Origin of the sequence: Sphingobium sp. RAC03, assembly GCF_001713415.1 — a bacterium.
GTDB lineage: Bacteria > Pseudomonadota > Alphaproteobacteria > Sphingomonadales > Sphingomonadaceae > Sphingobium.
The window spans coordinates 2,288,331-2,303,652 of record NZ_CP016456.1; the positions used below are offsets into that span (position 1 = coordinate 2,288,331).

General features: G+C 63.9%; 14 protein-coding genes. 10 read left to right on the plus strand and 4 right to left on the minus strand.

Annotated elements, in window-relative coordinates; translation table 11 throughout:
- Positions 1 to 11 precede the first annotated feature (11 nt).
- The 8 genes from BSY17_RS15660 to uraH all read left to right on the plus strand — a co-directional run bounded on the left by BSY17_RS15660 (position 12) and on the right by uraH (position 7,497).
- Complete coding sequence (locus BSY17_RS15660) at positions 12 to 1,058, plus strand: efflux RND transporter periplasmic adaptor subunit (RefSeq protein WP_037477304.1); 1,047 nt, start codon at positions 12 to 14, stop codon at positions 1,056 to 1,058.
- Between the two features lie 7 nt (positions 1,059 to 1,065).
- A complete protein-coding gene (locus BSY17_RS15665; RefSeq protein WP_037477306.1) occupies positions 1,066 to 4,170 on the plus strand; it encodes an efflux RND transporter permease subunit in 3,105 nt (1,034 codons plus the stop codon).
- Positions 4,171 to 4,192: 22 nt separating this feature from the next.
- Positions 4,193 to 4,741 (plus strand): TspO/MBR family protein, encoded by a 549-nt coding sequence (locus BSY17_RS15670; protein ID WP_069066170.1) that lies wholly within the window; start codon positions 4,193 to 4,195, stop codon positions 4,739 to 4,741.
- 44 nt (positions 4,742 to 4,785) lie between these two features.
- On the plus strand, positions 4,786 to 5,085 hold the full coding sequence (locus BSY17_RS15675) for an accessory factor UbiK family protein (protein ID WP_069066171.1): 300 nt from the start codon (positions 4,786 to 4,788) through the stop codon (positions 5,083 to 5,085).
- A gap of 42 nt (positions 5,086 to 5,127) precedes the next feature.
- The gene (locus BSY17_RS15680) at positions 5,128 to 5,634 is read left to right on the plus strand and encodes a YbjN domain-containing protein (protein ID WP_037477312.1); all 507 of its coding nucleotides are present in this window, start codon (positions 5,128 to 5,130) and stop codon (positions 5,632 to 5,634) included.
- A 4-nt stretch (positions 5,635 to 5,638) separates the two neighbouring features.
- Entirely contained in the window at positions 5,639 to 6,448 is an 810-nt protein-coding gene (gene proC / locus BSY17_RS15685) for a pyrroline-5-carboxylate reductase (RefSeq protein WP_069066172.1), read from the plus strand.
- 61 nt (positions 6,449 to 6,509) lie between these two features.
- Positions 6,510 to 7,013: an asparaginase domain-containing protein gene (locus BSY17_RS15690; RefSeq protein WP_069066173.1), complete on the plus strand. Its 504-nt coding sequence runs from the start codon at positions 6,510 to 6,512 to the stop codon at positions 7,011 to 7,013.
- Positions 7,014 to 7,092: 79 nt separating this feature from the next.
- Positions 7,093 to 7,497, plus strand: a complete 405-nt coding sequence (uraH, locus tag BSY17_RS15695; RefSeq protein WP_083217142.1) for a hydroxyisourate hydrolase — start codon at positions 7,093 to 7,095, stop codon at positions 7,495 to 7,497.
- 87 nt (positions 7,498 to 7,584) lie between these two features.
- Here uraH and BSY17_RS15700 read toward each other — a convergent pair whose 3' ends face one another.
- The 4 genes from BSY17_RS15700 to BSY17_RS15715 all read right to left on the minus strand — a co-directional run bounded on the left by BSY17_RS15700 (position 7,585) and on the right by BSY17_RS15715 (position 12,655).
- The gene (locus BSY17_RS15700; protein ID WP_037477608.1) at positions 7,585 to 8,112 is read right to left on the minus strand and encodes a CarD family transcriptional regulator; all 528 of its coding nucleotides are present in this window, start codon (positions 8,110 to 8,112) and stop codon (positions 7,585 to 7,587) included.
- Positions 8,113 to 8,353: 241 nt separating this feature from the next.
- Positions 8,354 to 8,692 (minus strand): ferredoxin FdxA, encoded by a 339-nt coding sequence (gene fdxA, locus BSY17_RS15705; protein WP_069066175.1) that lies wholly within the window; start codon positions 8,690 to 8,692, stop codon positions 8,354 to 8,356.
- Positions 8,693 to 9,651: 959 nt separating this feature from the next.
- Positions 9,652 to 9,948 (minus strand): RNA-binding S4 domain-containing protein, encoded by a 297-nt coding sequence (locus BSY17_RS15710; RefSeq protein ID WP_069066176.1) that lies wholly within the window; start codon positions 9,946 to 9,948, stop codon positions 9,652 to 9,654.
- On the minus strand, positions 9,941 to 12,655 hold the full coding sequence (locus tag BSY17_RS15715) for a helicase-related protein (RefSeq protein WP_069066177.1): 2,715 nt from the start codon (positions 12,653 to 12,655) through the stop codon (positions 9,941 to 9,943). The genes BSY17_RS15710 and BSY17_RS15715 overlap by 8 nt, the downstream gene beginning before the upstream one ends.
- 272 nt (positions 12,656 to 12,927) lie before the next feature.
- Between BSY17_RS15715 and BSY17_RS15720 the strand changes: the two genes are divergently transcribed.
- Positions 12,928 to 14,412, plus strand: a complete 1,485-nt coding sequence (locus BSY17_RS15720; protein ID WP_171899293.1) for a M23 family metallopeptidase — start codon at positions 12,928 to 12,930, stop codon at positions 14,410 to 14,412.
- A gap of 40 nt (positions 14,413 to 14,452) precedes the next feature.
- Positions 14,453 to 15,247, plus strand: coding sequence for a nucleotidyltransferase family protein (locus BSY17_RS15725; RefSeq protein ID WP_069066179.1), 795 nt, complete (start codon positions 14,453 to 14,455; stop codon positions 15,245 to 15,247).
- The last annotated feature ends 75 nt before the right edge of the window (positions 15,248 to 15,322 follow it).

Genomic DNA, 15,322 nt, shown 5'->3' on the forward strand with positions numbered 1-15,322 from the left:
AGCCCCCTCCTATGCGATTTCCCCATCTCCTCGCCTTTACAGCGCTTTGCCTTGCCGGTTGCGGCAGTGAAAAGGCGCAGCAACCGCGCGCCGTTCCGCTGGTGGAGGCGGCACCGGTTGCCACCGCAACCTTTACCGACCGCCTGGAAGCGGTCGGCACGGCCCTTGCCAACGAGCAGGTGGTTTTGTCCGCGCCGGTGACGGAGCGGATCACATCGATCAATTTCGCTGATGGTGCTTATGTCAAAAAGGGTCAGGTGATCGCGACGCTCGCCGTTGGGCAGGAAAAGGCCGAGCTTGCGGCCGCCGAGGCGCAGGCCTTGCAGGCCCGCCAGCAATTGGAGCGGGTCCAGTCACTCAAGACGCGCGGCTTTGCTACGGCTTCGTCGCTCGATCAGCAACTCGCGCTGGCCAACGCAGCGCGCGCCAGTGCTGATCAGGCGCGCGCGTCTATCGGTGACCGAGTGATCCGGGCGCCCTTTGCGGGATGGGCCAGTTTGCGGATTGTCTCGCCCGGTGCGATCGTGTCCGCTGGCACCGCCATCGCGACGGTCAGCGACGTGTCACGCATCAAGCTTGACTTCACCATCCCGGAGACACGGCTATCGTCGATCCAGGCCGGTCAGTCGATCAAGGCGATCTCCGCCGCCTGGCCCGACCGGCCCTATACTGGCACGATCGCGACGATCGATCCGGTGATCGACCCCGCCACGCGGGCAGTGCGGGTCCGGGCGATCTTGCCAAACCCTGACCGGACGCTGAAACCCGGCATGTTGCTGACCGTCAGCGTCGCATCGCGCCAGCGCCAGTCACTGGCCTTGCCCGAACTGGCGATCGTCGGTGATGGCGAAGACCGGTTCGTGTTCCTGCTCGAAGGTCGCAAGGTGAAGCGGGTCAAGGTCGATACCGGCATTCGCCAGGATGGACAGGTCGAGATATTGGGCGGCCTGAAGGCGGGGCAGCAGGTCGTGACCGAGGGTGTGGTGAAACTGAGCGATGGCGCGACGGTGCGCCTGGCGGGTGACAAGCCAGCGCCTTCGCGCAAGCCTGCGGGCTAGAGCAGTCATGCAACTGTCCGATCTCTCCGTCCGCCGCCCGGTCTTCGCGGCTGTTATCGCCATCTTGCTCTGCATCGTCGGCGTGGTTGGCTATTTGAGCCTGTCGGTGCGGGAATATCCCGATACGGACCCGCCGATCGTCTCGGTGGAAACAGGATATACCGGCGCCGCCGCGTCGGTCGTCGAAACCCGTATCACCCAGTTGATCGAGGATGCGGTCGCGGGTGTGCAGGGCATCAGGACGATCACCTCCCGGTCGCAGGACGGCACGTCCGACATCAGCATCGAGTTCGATCCGTCACGCGATATCGACACGGCGGCTAATGATGTGCGCGACCGTGTCGGTTCCGTGGTGGAGGACTTGCCCGAAGACGCGTTGGCTCCTGAAATTCGCAAGGTCGATGCGGATGCGCGGCCGATCCTGTTTCTGGCCTTCTCCCGCCCCGGTTGGACCTCGATTCAACTCAGCGACTATATCGACCGCAACGTTGCGGACCGCTTCTCTGCCATCGATGGCGTGGCGCGGGTTACCATTGGTGGCGAGGCGCGGCCTTCGACCCGTGTGTGGATGAATGCCGAGCGGCTGGCTGCCTTTGGTCTGACGCCAGCCGACGTGGAAAACGCCCTGCGTGCGCAGAATGTCGAATTACCCGCCGGTCGCTTTGAATCGAAGGATCAGAATCAGACGCTGCGCGTCGAACGGGCGTTTGCTACGACCGCGCAGTTCGCCAGCTTGGTCGTCGGCCGTGGTGCCGACGGATACCAGGTCAAGCTGGGCGACGTCGCGCGGATCGAGGAGGCGGCGGAAAATCCCTATAACAGCTTCCGATCCAACGCCGGGACGGCCGTGGGATTGGGCATCGTGCGCCAGTCGGGTGCCAATACGCTGGACGTCGCCGACAAGGCGAAGGCTTTGGCAGAGGAATTGCGACCAACCCTGCCCGAAGGCATGCGCGTTGCCGTCGGGTCCGACGAGTCCCTCTTCATCAGCCGTGCCATTGCCAACGTCTACGACACGCTGATCGAGGCGGCGCTGCTCGTCATTCTCGTCATCTTCCTGTTTCTGGGCTCGGTGCGCGCTACCATCATCCCGGCCATTACCGTGCCGATCTGTCTGTTGGCGACCTGTGCTGTCATGTGGTTGGCGGGCCTGTCGATCAACCTGCTGACATTGCTGGCGTTCGTGTTGGCCATTGGCCTCGTCGTGGATGACGCCATCGTCGTGCTTGAGAATGTCTATCACCGCATCGAACAGGGCGAAGACCCGCTTCTTGCGTCCTATCTTGGTACGCGGCAGGTGGGTTTCGCCATCATCTCGACCACTTTGGTCGTGTGTGCGGTGTTCGTGCCGGTGATGTTCCTCGCCGGACAGACGGGGTTGCTGTTCCGTGAACTGGCTATCGCGATGGTCGCGGCCATTGCTTTTTCGGGCTTCATTTCCCTCAGCCTTGCACCCATGCTCTGCTCCAAATTGCTCAACAATGCGGAGCGCGGGCGTTTGGCGCGCTGGGTCGATGCACGGTTTCAGAGGATCGAAGGCGGCTATCGCAAGTGGCTGGATCGGGTGCTCAACAAGCCCCTGATCCCACTCATCGGGGTCGGCCTTTTCCTCGCCATCGCAGGCGGTTTGTTCACCCTGTTGCCCAACGAATTGGCACCGGCCGAAGATACAGGTGTCGTCGACAGCCAGATCAGCGCGCCCGAAGGCACCGGCTATGCCCGGATGCTGACCTATATGCGCAAGATTGAGGATGAACTCTCGCCGTTGCGCAAGGATGGCACGCTTCAAAATCTGATTATCCGCACGCCAAGCGGCTTTGGTACGACCGACGACTTCAACGGCGGCAATGTCATCGCCTTCCTCCGACCTTGGGAGGATCGCACGATCACAACGGCGGAAGTCGCGACCATCATCAACAATGTCATCGCCAACCAGCCAGGCGTGCGCGGCAATGCCGCACCGCGCTCTGGCTTGGGACGCGGGCGCGGCCTGCCGGTCAATATCGTGCTTGCAGGCTCTACCTACGAAGGCCTGGTCGCGGCACGCGATCGCATCACCGCGGCCGCCGCCAACTATCCGGGTTTGATCAACCTCGACAGCGACTATAAGGAAACCAAACCGCAAATGCGGATCGACGTCGATCAGCAGCGCGCCGGCGATCTGGGCGTGTCGGTTAACGATGTCAGCCAAGCGCTGCAAAGCCTGCTCGGCTCCCGCCGCGTGACTACCTATGTCGATCGGGGCGAGGAATATCGTGTCATCGTGCAAGCCGAAGACGAAGGGCGGCAAACCCTCGCCGATCTGGAACGGATCAATGTCCGCACCCGCACCGGGGCGCTGGTGCCACTGTCGTCTGTTGTGACGGTGCGCGAAGTCGCAGGGCCACGTCAGCTTAACCGGTTCAACAAGCTCCGCGCGATCACTTTGACCGCGGCCCTTGCACCGGGAACCTCGCTTGGGGACGCGCTCACATTTCTGGAGAATGAAGCACGGCAAGCGCCCGAAGTGCTGGCCATCGGCTATCGCGGCGAAAGCCAGTCGTTGCGGGAAACCGGCGGATCGATCTGGTTGATTTTCGGCCTCACCATCCTCGTCGTCTTTCTGCTACTCGCCGCGCAATTTGAGAGCTTCATCCATCCCGGTGTCATCATCGCCACAGTGCCGCTCGCCGTGGCGGGCGGCGTGATTGGGCTGATCATCACTGGGGGCACGATCAATCTCTACAGCCAGATCGGTATCGTCATGCTCGTGGGGCTGGCAGCCAAGAACGGCATTCTGATCGTCGAGTTCGCCAACCAGTTGCGCGACGAAGGCATGGAGGTGGGGCAGGCCATTCGCGAGGCTGCGACGCGTCGCCTGCGTCCCATCCTCATGACCTCGATCGCGACGGTCATCGGCGCAGTGCCGCTGGTCATCCGCGGCGGGGCGGGAGCGGCGGCGCGCCAGTCGATCGGTGTGGTCATCGTATCGGGCGTCAGCTTGGCGACACTGATCACATTATTCCTCATCCCCATCTTCTATTCGCGCGTTGCCAAGCGCACGGTTTCCCCGCAAACCGTCGGCCGAAAGCTGGATTCGGCGCTGAAGGACGCGCCTGAACCGGCGGAATGAGGGTTATGGAGAAGCGTTGCCGATGAACGAGATCGCGTCCCCCGGCCAGTTGCGCCTCGCTTATCTGCGGTGGTCCCTGCTTACCGTTCCGGCCATTGTACTGTTAGGCTTCCTGTCGGGGCGCCTCGCCAATAGCGGCTATGGCAATCGTTGGTTCGATGCGTTGGAAAAGCCCGCATTGATGCCGCCCGGCTGGCTGTTCGGTGTCGCCTGGACCATTCTCTACATATTGATGGGTCTGGCACTGGCTATCGTCCTGCATGCGCGCGGCGCGAAGGGGCGGGGGCCGGCGATTGTCCTGTTCCTGGTGCAGCTGGTCATGAACCTTGCTTGGTCGCCTTTATTCTTTCGCGCGCATCAGGTCGGCAGCGCGCTGGTGCTGATATTGGCGCTGATCGTCGTTGTCGCGATAACCATATGGCTGTTTGGCCGGATACGCCGTGTCGCCGGTTTGCTGCTGCTCCCCTATCTGGCGTGGCTCGCCTTTGCTTCCTTCCTCAATTATGAGATTGGGCGGCTTAATCCCGATGCCGAGACCCTTGTCGCCCCGGCGCTTAGCACCCAGATATGATTTTTGGCGCGGGTTTCATCGCGCCGCCGCAAAGGACAAGAGCAATGCAGAGCGAGAACCGCTTTTTCGACGATCTGGCCAAGCTGGTAAACGGTGCCGCCGGTACGGTTGCGGGCATGAGCCGCGAGTTCGAGGCCAATGCCCGTGAAAAGGCCAAGGAATGGATTGGCGGCATGGAGTTCGTGTCGCGCGAGGAATTTGATGCGGTCAAGGCCATGGCAGCCGCCGCGCGCGAAGAGGTCGAATTGCTGAAGGCGCGCCTCGACGCGCTGGAGGGGCGGACGTCCGAACCCGTCACCAAGACGGTCAAGGCGAGCAAGCCAAAGGGAAGCGAGGGGCTCTGATCCTGTCTGTCCTTTCGCCTTATCCGGTGATAAGGCGCGGCGATGATGGATAGTGACGAGTTTGAACATGGCGGTCAGGAGGCCGCTCCGATCGATATGCTGGCGGCCTTTTACGAGGCGCATGGCTGGAGCTACGAGCAGGTTGGCGAGGATGAGATCGTCGCCAACACGCAAGGGTCTTGGGCGCAATATGAATTGCGCGGCATTTGGCGCGATGAAGACCAGGTGTTGCAGCTATTGGCCATGCCCGACATCCGCGTCACCGATGAGAAGCGCAGCGTCATTTACGAAACGCTGGGGCTGATCAACGAACAGCTTTGGCTCGGTCATTTTGAACTTTGGTCCTCCAGCGGCATCATTCTGTTCCGTCATGGGGCGCTGCTGGGCGCAGGCGGCACGCTGACGCTCGACCAGGCGCAACTGCTGGTCGAAACGGCGATCGACGAATGCGAACGCTTCTATCCCGTGTTCCAGTTCGTATTGTGGGGCGGCAAATCCCCGTCGGAAGCGATTTCCGCCAGTTTGATCGAAACGCGCGGCGAAGCCTGAGCCGATGACGATCTGGCCCGATCACCTCTTTCTCGTCGGCTGTGGCAATATGGCGGGGCAGATGTTGTCGCGCTGGCTTGCTTGCGGCCTTGATCCTGCGCGCGTTACCGTCCTGCGTCCGAGCGGTAAGGCGGTGGCGGATGGCGTGGTGGTGATGACGGATTATCCCGCCGCATTGCCCGCTGGAACCACGGTGCTGCTCGGCATGAAACCCTATCAGATCGGCGATGTGGCGGAATCACTTGCGCCCCTATGCGCGGCTGACACGAGGATCGTGTCGATCTTGGCGGGCACGCTTTTGGCGGATATGCGCGCGTATTTCCCGCAGGTTCGGGACATTGTGCGCGCCATGCCCAATCTGCCCGTGGGGCTGGGCGAGGGCGTGACCGCGCTTTTCACGGATCGCCGTACTGCACCCTCGGCAAGGGATGCCGTCGATACCCTTATCCGTCCCTTGGGCCTTGCCGAATGGGTGACGGACGAAGCGTTGTTCAACCAGGTCACGGCGCTGTCGGGATGTGGTCCTGCCTTTGTATTCCGCTTCATCGACGCGTTGGCCAAGGCAGGCGAAGCGCTCGGCATTCCCGCTGATCAGGCCGCTCGGATGGCGCTGGCGACAGTCCAAGGTTCGGCCAATATGGCGGCCCGCGCCAGCGATAGTCCGGCCCAACTGGCCGATCGGGTTGCCAGCCCCGGCGGCATGACGCGCGAAGGCATGAACGTCCTCGACGCCGATGATCGTCTGCGCACGCTGCTGGTCGACACATTGACGGCGGCGCGGGATCGCGGCGAAGCGATGGCGCGGGGGGAATAGGCCAGTTCCGGCACGGGCGGATTTGCGCTAGGGGCATGTCTTCCCTGTTTGGAGCTTTCCCATGCTGTCGCCCGACACCCCCATATTGCTGCTGACCACCGGCGGAACGATCGACAAAGTCTATTTCGATGCGCTGTCCGACTATCAGGTGGGCGAAACGGTGATGGCCAAGCTGCTGGACGTGGCACGGGTCAAGCGGCCGTTTCGGATCGAGGAAGTGACCCGCAAGGACAGCCTTGAACTGGACGATCGCGATCGCGCGCTCATCTATGCGCGGATTGCGGCCGCGGCGGAAAAGCATATCGTCATCACCCATGGCACCGATACGATGACCGACACGGCCAAGGCGCTGGCGGGCATCGAGGGCAAGACGATTGTCCTCGTCGGTGCGCTCGCGCCCGCGCGCTTCGGGGAGAGCGATGCGAGTTTCAACCTCGGCATGGCCTTCGCCACTGCGCAGGTGGCGGAACCCGGCGTTTATATCACCATGAGCGGTTCCGTGTTCCGCGCCGACCAGGTCATCAAGGATCGCGTCAAGGGTGCCTTCGTGTCGATACCAACCTGACAGCCATGGCCTTTCGGGTTGATTTACGGTGTGGTCGAGGCCTTTACATCGACGATATATATACAGGATCAGGACCAGCATGATGCGTCACAGGATTGCCGCTACCTTAGCCCTCTCTATTCTGGCGACGCCTTTGGGCGCGCAGGCGTCGGATATCTCCACCCATGTTCTCGATCTGGCGCAGGGCTTGGGTGGGGCCGACATTCCGGCGACGCTGGAGCGCAAGGATGCGGCCGGCAACTGGACCCGCGTCGCCACGGCGCGCACCGATGGCAATGGCCGCATCCGCAGCTTTGGCGAAGGGATCGATACGCCGCCCGGCATCTATCGCATCAGTTTCGACATGACGGCCTATACAGGGTCGGCGGCGAAGCCATTTTTCCCGGAAATCAGCGTCACGTTCCGCGCCGACGAGGCGAAGGCCCATTATCATGTGCCGGTTGTCGTCAGCCCCTATGGCTATAGCAGCTATCGCGGCAATTGACCGGCCCGGACGAGGAAGGGGCGCCCCGATGATATCGGAACGCCCCTTTTCCGTTAGGCCAGCCGCTAGCGGCCTAAGCCAAGCCGATCAGCCTTCGACCTTGGCATATTTGGGTGCGGCTTCGTTGAGGATCGCGAGGATCTTTTTGAGCGCGGTAGGCTCGTCGGTTTCTTCCATCGCAGCCAGTTCGCGGGCGAGGCGGCTGGACGCCGCTTCGAAGATCTGACGCTCGGAATAGCTTTGTTCGGGCTGGTCGTCGGCGCGGAACAGGTCGCGGGTCACTTCGGCGATCGACACCAGGTCGCCCGAATTGATCTTCGCTTCATATTCCTGCGCGCGGCGCGACCACATGGTGCGCTTGACCTTTGGCTTGCCCTTCAATGTTTCCATCGATTCTTCGAGCGTCTTGTTGGACGACAGCTTGCGCATGCCGACGCCTTCGGCCTTGTTGGTCGGTACGCGGAGCGTCATGCGCTCCTTTTCGAAACGGAGCACGTACAGCTCCAAATCCATGCCTGCAATCTGCTCTTTCTGCAGTTCGATTACACGGCCTACGCCATGCTTGGGATAAACGACATAATCACCAACGTCAAAGGACAGCGCTTTGGCAGCCATTTGCAACCTTTCCAATTCAACCGGGGAACGGGGCCGACGCAGGGCACATGCGATAGGGGTCACATGCAGGGAAGACCGCGACACCACCGTCAAGACATGAAGCTAATACTCCAGGGGCGAGCGCATATGCCCGTCCGTTGTGACGGCTTTTAGCAGATTCGTAACAAAATTACCACCCCCGGACATAAAGGGCGGGCGTGTGGCGCAAAATGGGACGGCGAAGGCGGCGACAGCGCGCTCGTCAGCTACCCGTGCCGGGTTCGGGCGAGAAATACTGTTCCAGCTTGTTCTCGACGCCCTTCATGGCATCGGCGTCGGCCGGGGCATCGCCCTTGACCGTGATGTTGGGCCATTCGGCCGAATATTTGGTATTCAGCTCCAGCCATTTTTCCAGGCCATTTTCGGTATCGGGCAGGATCGCTTCGGCCGGACATTCAGGCTCGCACACGCCGCAGTCGATACATTCGCTCGGATTGATGACCAGCATATTCTCACCCTCGTAGAAACAATCCACGGGGCAGACCTCGACGCAATCCATATATTTGCAGCGGATGCAGTTGTCGGTCACGACATAGGTCATTGTCTGGTCACTCTTGGTTGGAAAAGCGCGGTCCTGCTATGCGCAGGCACGGCCAAGGTCAATGAGGATAATGTTGCCGGGGGTTTAGGCCCGGTTTCCTGCGGCCCGACTCGAAAGTTCACACCGTTGCACGGTTGGATTGGGCGGGGGAGGGGACGGGCGCGTCATGAGGCGAATCCGGCGAAGTTCACACCGTCACTGGGGCGCGTCGCGGGGACGGAGTGGACGATAGGAAAGGGCGGTGTCGGGGTAAGGGTAACATGGGATTGGGATGTAGGACAGAGCGGTGGCAGGTTCCTGGTACAGGCGGAGTGAGGGTGTCCTGAGCCTTACACCGTCGCGCCGCATCAATGCCGAGCCCCCTCATCCAACTCCGCCTCGGCGGGGAGAAGGGGGGTGCGTCGAGAGAGGGGCACCATGGCGGACGGCTGGCATGGTTAGAGGGGGATGCCCCTCAAACGGCGTCACCCCGGACTCGATCCGGGGTCTATTAGCCTCGCCCTCTCAGTGACGCCGAACTGTTGAGCCAATGGATGCCGGGTCAAGCCCGGCATGACGGCGAAGGGTGGATTGCCGTCAGTCCGATTTGGAAAGGCCCGCAACTAAATCTCGTTTGAACCGAATATACATCTCCAGCTTCTTCAATCGCCACCATCTACAAAACAACCCGGCCACAACGAACACTCCGCCTCCAAACCAAAGCGGGATGGCCATTTGTACTGCTTCGTCAGCAGTCAGTAAGTGACGAAAATAGGCTAATAAAATATACACAGGGGCGGCGACAAGGAAAAGGGCTGCCGCAAAAAAACATGAGCAATTCCCTTGCCCGCGTGGGAATTGCCGGATGCAGTGGCTTTCGCGTTTGAAGGGTCCAATATCGAGGGCGATCTTTCATGAACGACACTGTCTCATCGTAGGCTTCTGTCCGCAAGTGGTCGATTGCGGATGGCCCCCGCCCGTCACCCACCGACCGTCAGTTCCTCATAACAGCCGCGCGCTTCGTTTGCGGGGCCGCGTCTGGTGGGGAGGTGGGTGATGCGGACGACGCGGACGGTGGTGCCGTAGGGGAAGGTGATGAGGTCGTGCGCGCGCACGGGGGCGTGGGCGCGGTCGATGCGGCGGCCGTTGAGGCGGATATGGCCGTCCTCCGCCAGTTTCTGGGCGCTCGACCGGCTGGAGCAGAGCCGGACGAACCAGAGATATTTGTCGATGCGCAGCGTCGGCGCATGGCCGGGGGCTGCGCCCGGATCAGCCATTGCGACCAAGCAGCTCGGCCAATCCGGCAAAGGCATTATTGGCGGGCGCGGGGCTGCCGCCGGTGGGGTTCGCGCGCGACGGCGGGGGTGCGCCATCCTTGCCGCCGCGACGGCCTTGGGCGGGCTTGTTGCCGCGTGGCTTCTGCTCATTGTCTGGGCGGCCGGTGCGCGGTCGGGCGTTTTGGGCGCGTTCGGGACGGGGCTTTTGGCGGCCCTTGAACACCCAGTTGGCGGCGCTGACGGGGGGCGTTTCTGCTGGTTCCGCGCCCTCGACAGCTTCCTCGGCCGGAGCCGGGGTGGGCGCTTCGACCGGGCGGAAGCCGGCCGCGCGCATGAGTTGCAGGAAAGCAGGTTCGAGCAGGCCGAGCGAGACGATCTGCGGGCTGACGGGGGTGAAGGCTTCGCCCTTGGCGATCGCCTCATGCGCGGCGCGGGCCATGCGTTCGGCCATGTCGATGCGCAGCATCTGGTCGCCAAAGCCACGAAAGCCAGCGATTCGCGCGCCCATCTGCGCGAATTTGTCGCCAACCGGCAGCAGGGTGAGGCCGGGCAGTGGCAGCGGCAGGCAGGGCTTGCCGAGTCGCGCCGCCAGCAAGGCCGAGCGCCAGCGCGCCGCGCCGGGCTTGAGCAGGCCGGGATGATAGATGTCGAGCACGCCGATATCGATGCCCGCGCGGCGCAGCAAATGGCGCTGGTCCTTGTCGAGATGGCCGAGCGCGGCGTCGAGATCGACCCGCGCCATCACGCCGCCGCCATCGGCAAGCTGCGCGAAGACCGCGCGCACCACGGCGGGGACGGCCGGATCGGCGGCGCTTTCGGCCATTTTTACGAGCGGTAACAGATGCTTCTGCTTTTGCGCGTCGAGCCAGGCGGCGAGGCGCGTGGCGACCTGCTTCTGCAGATCGGGCGCCAGTTCGAGCAAGGCGCGGTCCAGCCGGATTTCGGGCGTCAGCAGGGTCGGCCCCGCCAGCAGGGTCGCGACCGTCGCCTGTCCCCAAGCGATGCTCGGCATCTGTCCCGCTTCGTCCAGCAGGGCAAAATCCGCATCCGCCGCCGCAACCAATTCATCTGCCTTCACACGCAATACCTTTCCAAGGCGCCTTTCCGCCGCCGCCAACAGCATCTTCCTGTCCTGATGCCGCGTAGCGGGATCGACCGAGAAACGAAATCCGTCAAGTCGCCCGATCGATTCTCCATCGACGCTCACGCTGCCGTCCGGTTCGACGGTGACCGGCAGGGTGCTGGCATTTTGGCCGAGATCGCGCAACAGGACGGTGGTGCGCCGGTCCACGAAACGCTGCGTCAAGGCGGCGTGGAGCGCATCGGACAGCTTTTCCTCCAGCGCGCGGGTGCGTTCGGCCATTTCGGCGGGATCGGCGAGCCAGTCGGCGCGATGGGCGATGTAGGACCAGGTGCGGGCGGCGGCGATCCTCCCTGCCAGCGTGTCGATATCGCCCTGCACCGAATCGAGCCGGGCGATCGCCTGCGCGAACCAGTCGCGGGGGATGTGGCCATTGCCTTCGGACAGGAAGCGCCAGATCCGCGCGACGGCGCGGCCATGATGGTCGGTGCCGAGCTTCTGGAAATCGGGGAGGCTGCACGCGGCCCAGAGCCGCTCGACCTGCCGCTGGCCACGCGCGCGGTCGATGACGAGGGGGTCGTCGGCCAGTCGCTTGAGGACGGAGAGATCGACCGCCTGCGGCGCGGCGCGCAGTTCGGGGCGGTCGGGCCGCTCCTCCAGATCGGCGATCAGATGGTCGAGCCGGTCGGTGCGCGGGGTGCCGTCGCGCCAGAAAAGATGGTCCACCGGCGGGAAGCGATGCGCCTCGATCGCTTCGATCTCTTCGGGGGTGAAGGCAGCGTCGCTATCTTCGCCGCCCAGCGATCCGAATGTGCCATCCTTGTGATGCCGCCCGGCGCGCCCGGCGATCTGCGCCATTTCGCTGACGGTCAGGCGGCGGGTGCGGCGGCCATCGAACTTGCGCAGCGAGGCGAAGGCGACATGGGCGACGTCGAGGTTCAGCCCCATGCCGATCGCGTCAGTGGCGACGAGATAATCGACCTCGCCATTGAGGAACATCTGCACCTGCGCATTGCGGGTGCGGGGGGACAGCGCGCCCATCACCACGGCGGCACCGCCCCGGAACCGCCGCAGCATTTCGGCGACGGCATAGACTTCCTCGGCCGAGAAGGCGACGATGGCGGAGCGTTTGGGCAGGCGCGAGAGCTTCTTTGCGCCCGCATAGGAAAGCGTGGAGAAGCGCGGGCGGCCGATGATCTCGACATCCTTGACCAGCGCCTTGACGGTGCGGGCGATGCTGGCGGACCCCAGGATCATGGTTTCCTCGCGCCCGCGCGCGCGGAGCAGCCGGTCGGTGAAGATATGGCCGCGTTCTGGGTCTGCGCCCAGTTGCGCTTCGTCCAGCGCGACGAAGGCATAATCGCCGGTGATCGGCATGGATTCGGCGGTGCAGAGGAAATAGCGGGCGTGGGGCGGGACGATCTTTTCCTCGCCGGTGATCAGCGCGACCTGCGCCGGGCCTTTGATCGCGACCACCCGGTCATAGACTTCGCGGGCGAGCAGGCGGAGGGGGAAGCCCATCATGCCGCTGCTGTGCCCGCACATGCGTTCGACCGCGAGATGGGTCTTGCCGGTATTGGTTGGCCCCAGGACGGCGGTGACGGGCGATCGGGCAAAGGCAACCATGGTGGCCCTCTGTCGAGCATGGGGGGCGATGGAGCAAGGAGATTCGCGGGTTCCCTACCTTGGTGCATTCCTATCGGGTCCGTGGCACGGGTCGTCGCAGGCAGGTGCGTCATTGGTGCGTCTTAAATTGACTTTAACCCTGTCGCTTCACAAGGGTCTGGCCCGACGCATGGCGCGGGGGTCGTTGCGTCGCCAAGCAATGCTATCATGCCCCTGGGGGTCGCGGTTTGTTTCAGGATAGCCAGTTCGGATCGCAGCAGGGCGGCGCCACCATGTCGCTATGGCTGGCCGACTCGCTGCGTCAGCCTGCGCCGGTGCCGCCGCGCGACTGGCGGATGCGGCTGCGCGAATGGGCGGATGAGGTGGAGCTGGTCCCCGACCTTGCCCAGCGGATCGGCAGCCCGACCTGGTTCCGGGGGCTGGCCACCTGTTTCGGGCTGTGCGCGACGGCGCTGTATCTCTCGCCCGGTTTCAAGCCGATTCCGGGGCTGCCCGGCCGGACGATGGCCGAAGCGCAGTATGACGAAGTGCGCAGCCAGATGATCACGCCGCTGGCGCTGGGCGCGGATAGCGGGCGGCGGATGGGCGCGACCGATGCGGTGCAGCCATTGCGCCAGACGCCCGAACGACCGCAGATCGAACTCAATGCCCAGGTCGGCAGCAGCGACACGCTGGCGCGGGCCTTGTCGCGCGCGGGGGTCAGCAGCGGCGACGTGGCGACGATCAATGCGCTGGTCGGCGCGGACATCAGCGACGGGGTGAAGCCGGGCACGCGGCTCGACATCATATTGGGCCGCCGGGCCAGCCGCGACCGGCCCCGGCCGCTCGATCGGCTGGCGTTCCGCGCGCGGCTTGACCTGGCGCTGGAACTGGAGCGGGCGGGTGGCGTGCTGTCGGTGCGGCGCATCCCGATCCGCGTCGATAATACGCCGTTGCGCATTCAGGGCGTGGTGGGCGACAGCATCTATCGCTCGGCCCGTGCCGCCGGTGCCCCGCCCAAGGCGGTGCAGGCCTTCCTGCGGGTGATTGCCGGGCAGGTCGATCTGGGCGGGATCGGCGCGGGCGATCGCTACGACATCGTGACCGAATATCGCCGCGCGGAGACGGGCGATATCGAAGTGGGCGAGCTGCTCTATGCCGGGTTGCAGCGCGCGCGCGGCAAGTCGGTCGATATGCTCAAATGGACCAGCAATGGCCGCACGGAATGGTTCGAAGCGTCGGGCGTGGGCGAGCGGCGCGGCGTGCTGTCGGCCCCGGTCGCCGGGCGCATGTCGTCCAGCTATGGCATGCGGCGGCACCCGATTTTGGGCTATAGCCGGATGCATGCGGGCATCGATTTCGCGGCGCGTTACGGCTCGCCCATCTATGCGGTGACCGATGGCGTGATATCCTATGCCGGGCGGCATGGCGGGCATGGCAATTATGTGCGCATCCAGCATGGCGGCGGTATCGCGACGGGCTATGCGCATATGAGCCGTATCGCCGCCGCGCCGGGCCAGCGCGTCCGCCGAGGCCAAGTGATCGGCTATGTCGGCTCGACCGGCCTGTCGACCGGGCCGCATCTCCATTATGAACTCTATCGCGGTGGCGCGACGGTCAATCCGCTGTCGGTGAAGTTCACCACGACGGCGCAACTGGCGGGCAATGATTTGCGGGCGTTCCGCGCGCAACTGGCACGCTACAAGGGGCTGGCTGTGGGCCAGCGCCAGGCCTTTGCCGAGGCACCATCCGCCGCGCCGGTTGCTAGCGGGAAATAAGCCGCTTCCCGCGCGGACGCCGCTTGGGTAACGAGCGGGGATGATTGCTTCCGCTCCGGCTTCCGTCACCGCCATCCTGCTTGCGGGTGCGCGGCCCATTCCCGATCCGTTGGCGATTGCCGCAGGCGTGCCGGTCAAGCCGCTCGCGCCGGTCGCGGGCGAGCCGATGATCAATCGCCCGGCGCGCGCGCTGCTCGATCATCCCGCGATCGGGCAGGTGATCGTCCTGACGCAGCGGGCCGATGCCTTTGCCGCTGATCCGGCGACGGCATGGCTGGGCGCGCATCCGCGCGTGCAGTTCGAACGGGGTGGGGCGGGGATTGCGTCGTCGCTGCTGGCGTTGATGGAGGAGGGCGACTTGCCCTTTCCTTTGTTGCTGACCACGGCTGATCATGTGCTGCTCGATCGGGCGATGCTGGACCAGTTCATTGCCGAGGCGACAGGCGCGGACATTGCGGTGGCCATGGTCGAGCGCGCGACGCTGCTGGCGCGCTATCCGCAATCGCGGCGGACCTGGCTCAAGTTTCGCGATGGCGGCTGGTCGGGTGCCAATATCTTCTGGTTCGGCAGCAGCAAGGCTCGGCCGGTCATCGCGCTGTGGCAGGAGGTGGAGCAGGACCGCAAGAAGGGCTGGAAGATCCTGTCCGCCTTCGGGCCGCTGGCGTTGCTGGGCGCGCTGTTGCGGATTTCGACGCTGCGCGGTGGCATGGCGCGGGTCGGGCGGCGTTTTGGTCTGGTGGCGCGGCTGGTGGCGATGGCGCAGCCCGAAGCGTGCATCGATGCGGACAAGCAGGCGGATGTGGATTTGATCGAGGCGATATTGGCGGGTCGGTAGGCGCTATTCCTGGTTCCGTTCGTTTCGAGCGTAGTCGAGAAACCTTCGCACAGGTTTCTCGACTACGCTCGAAAC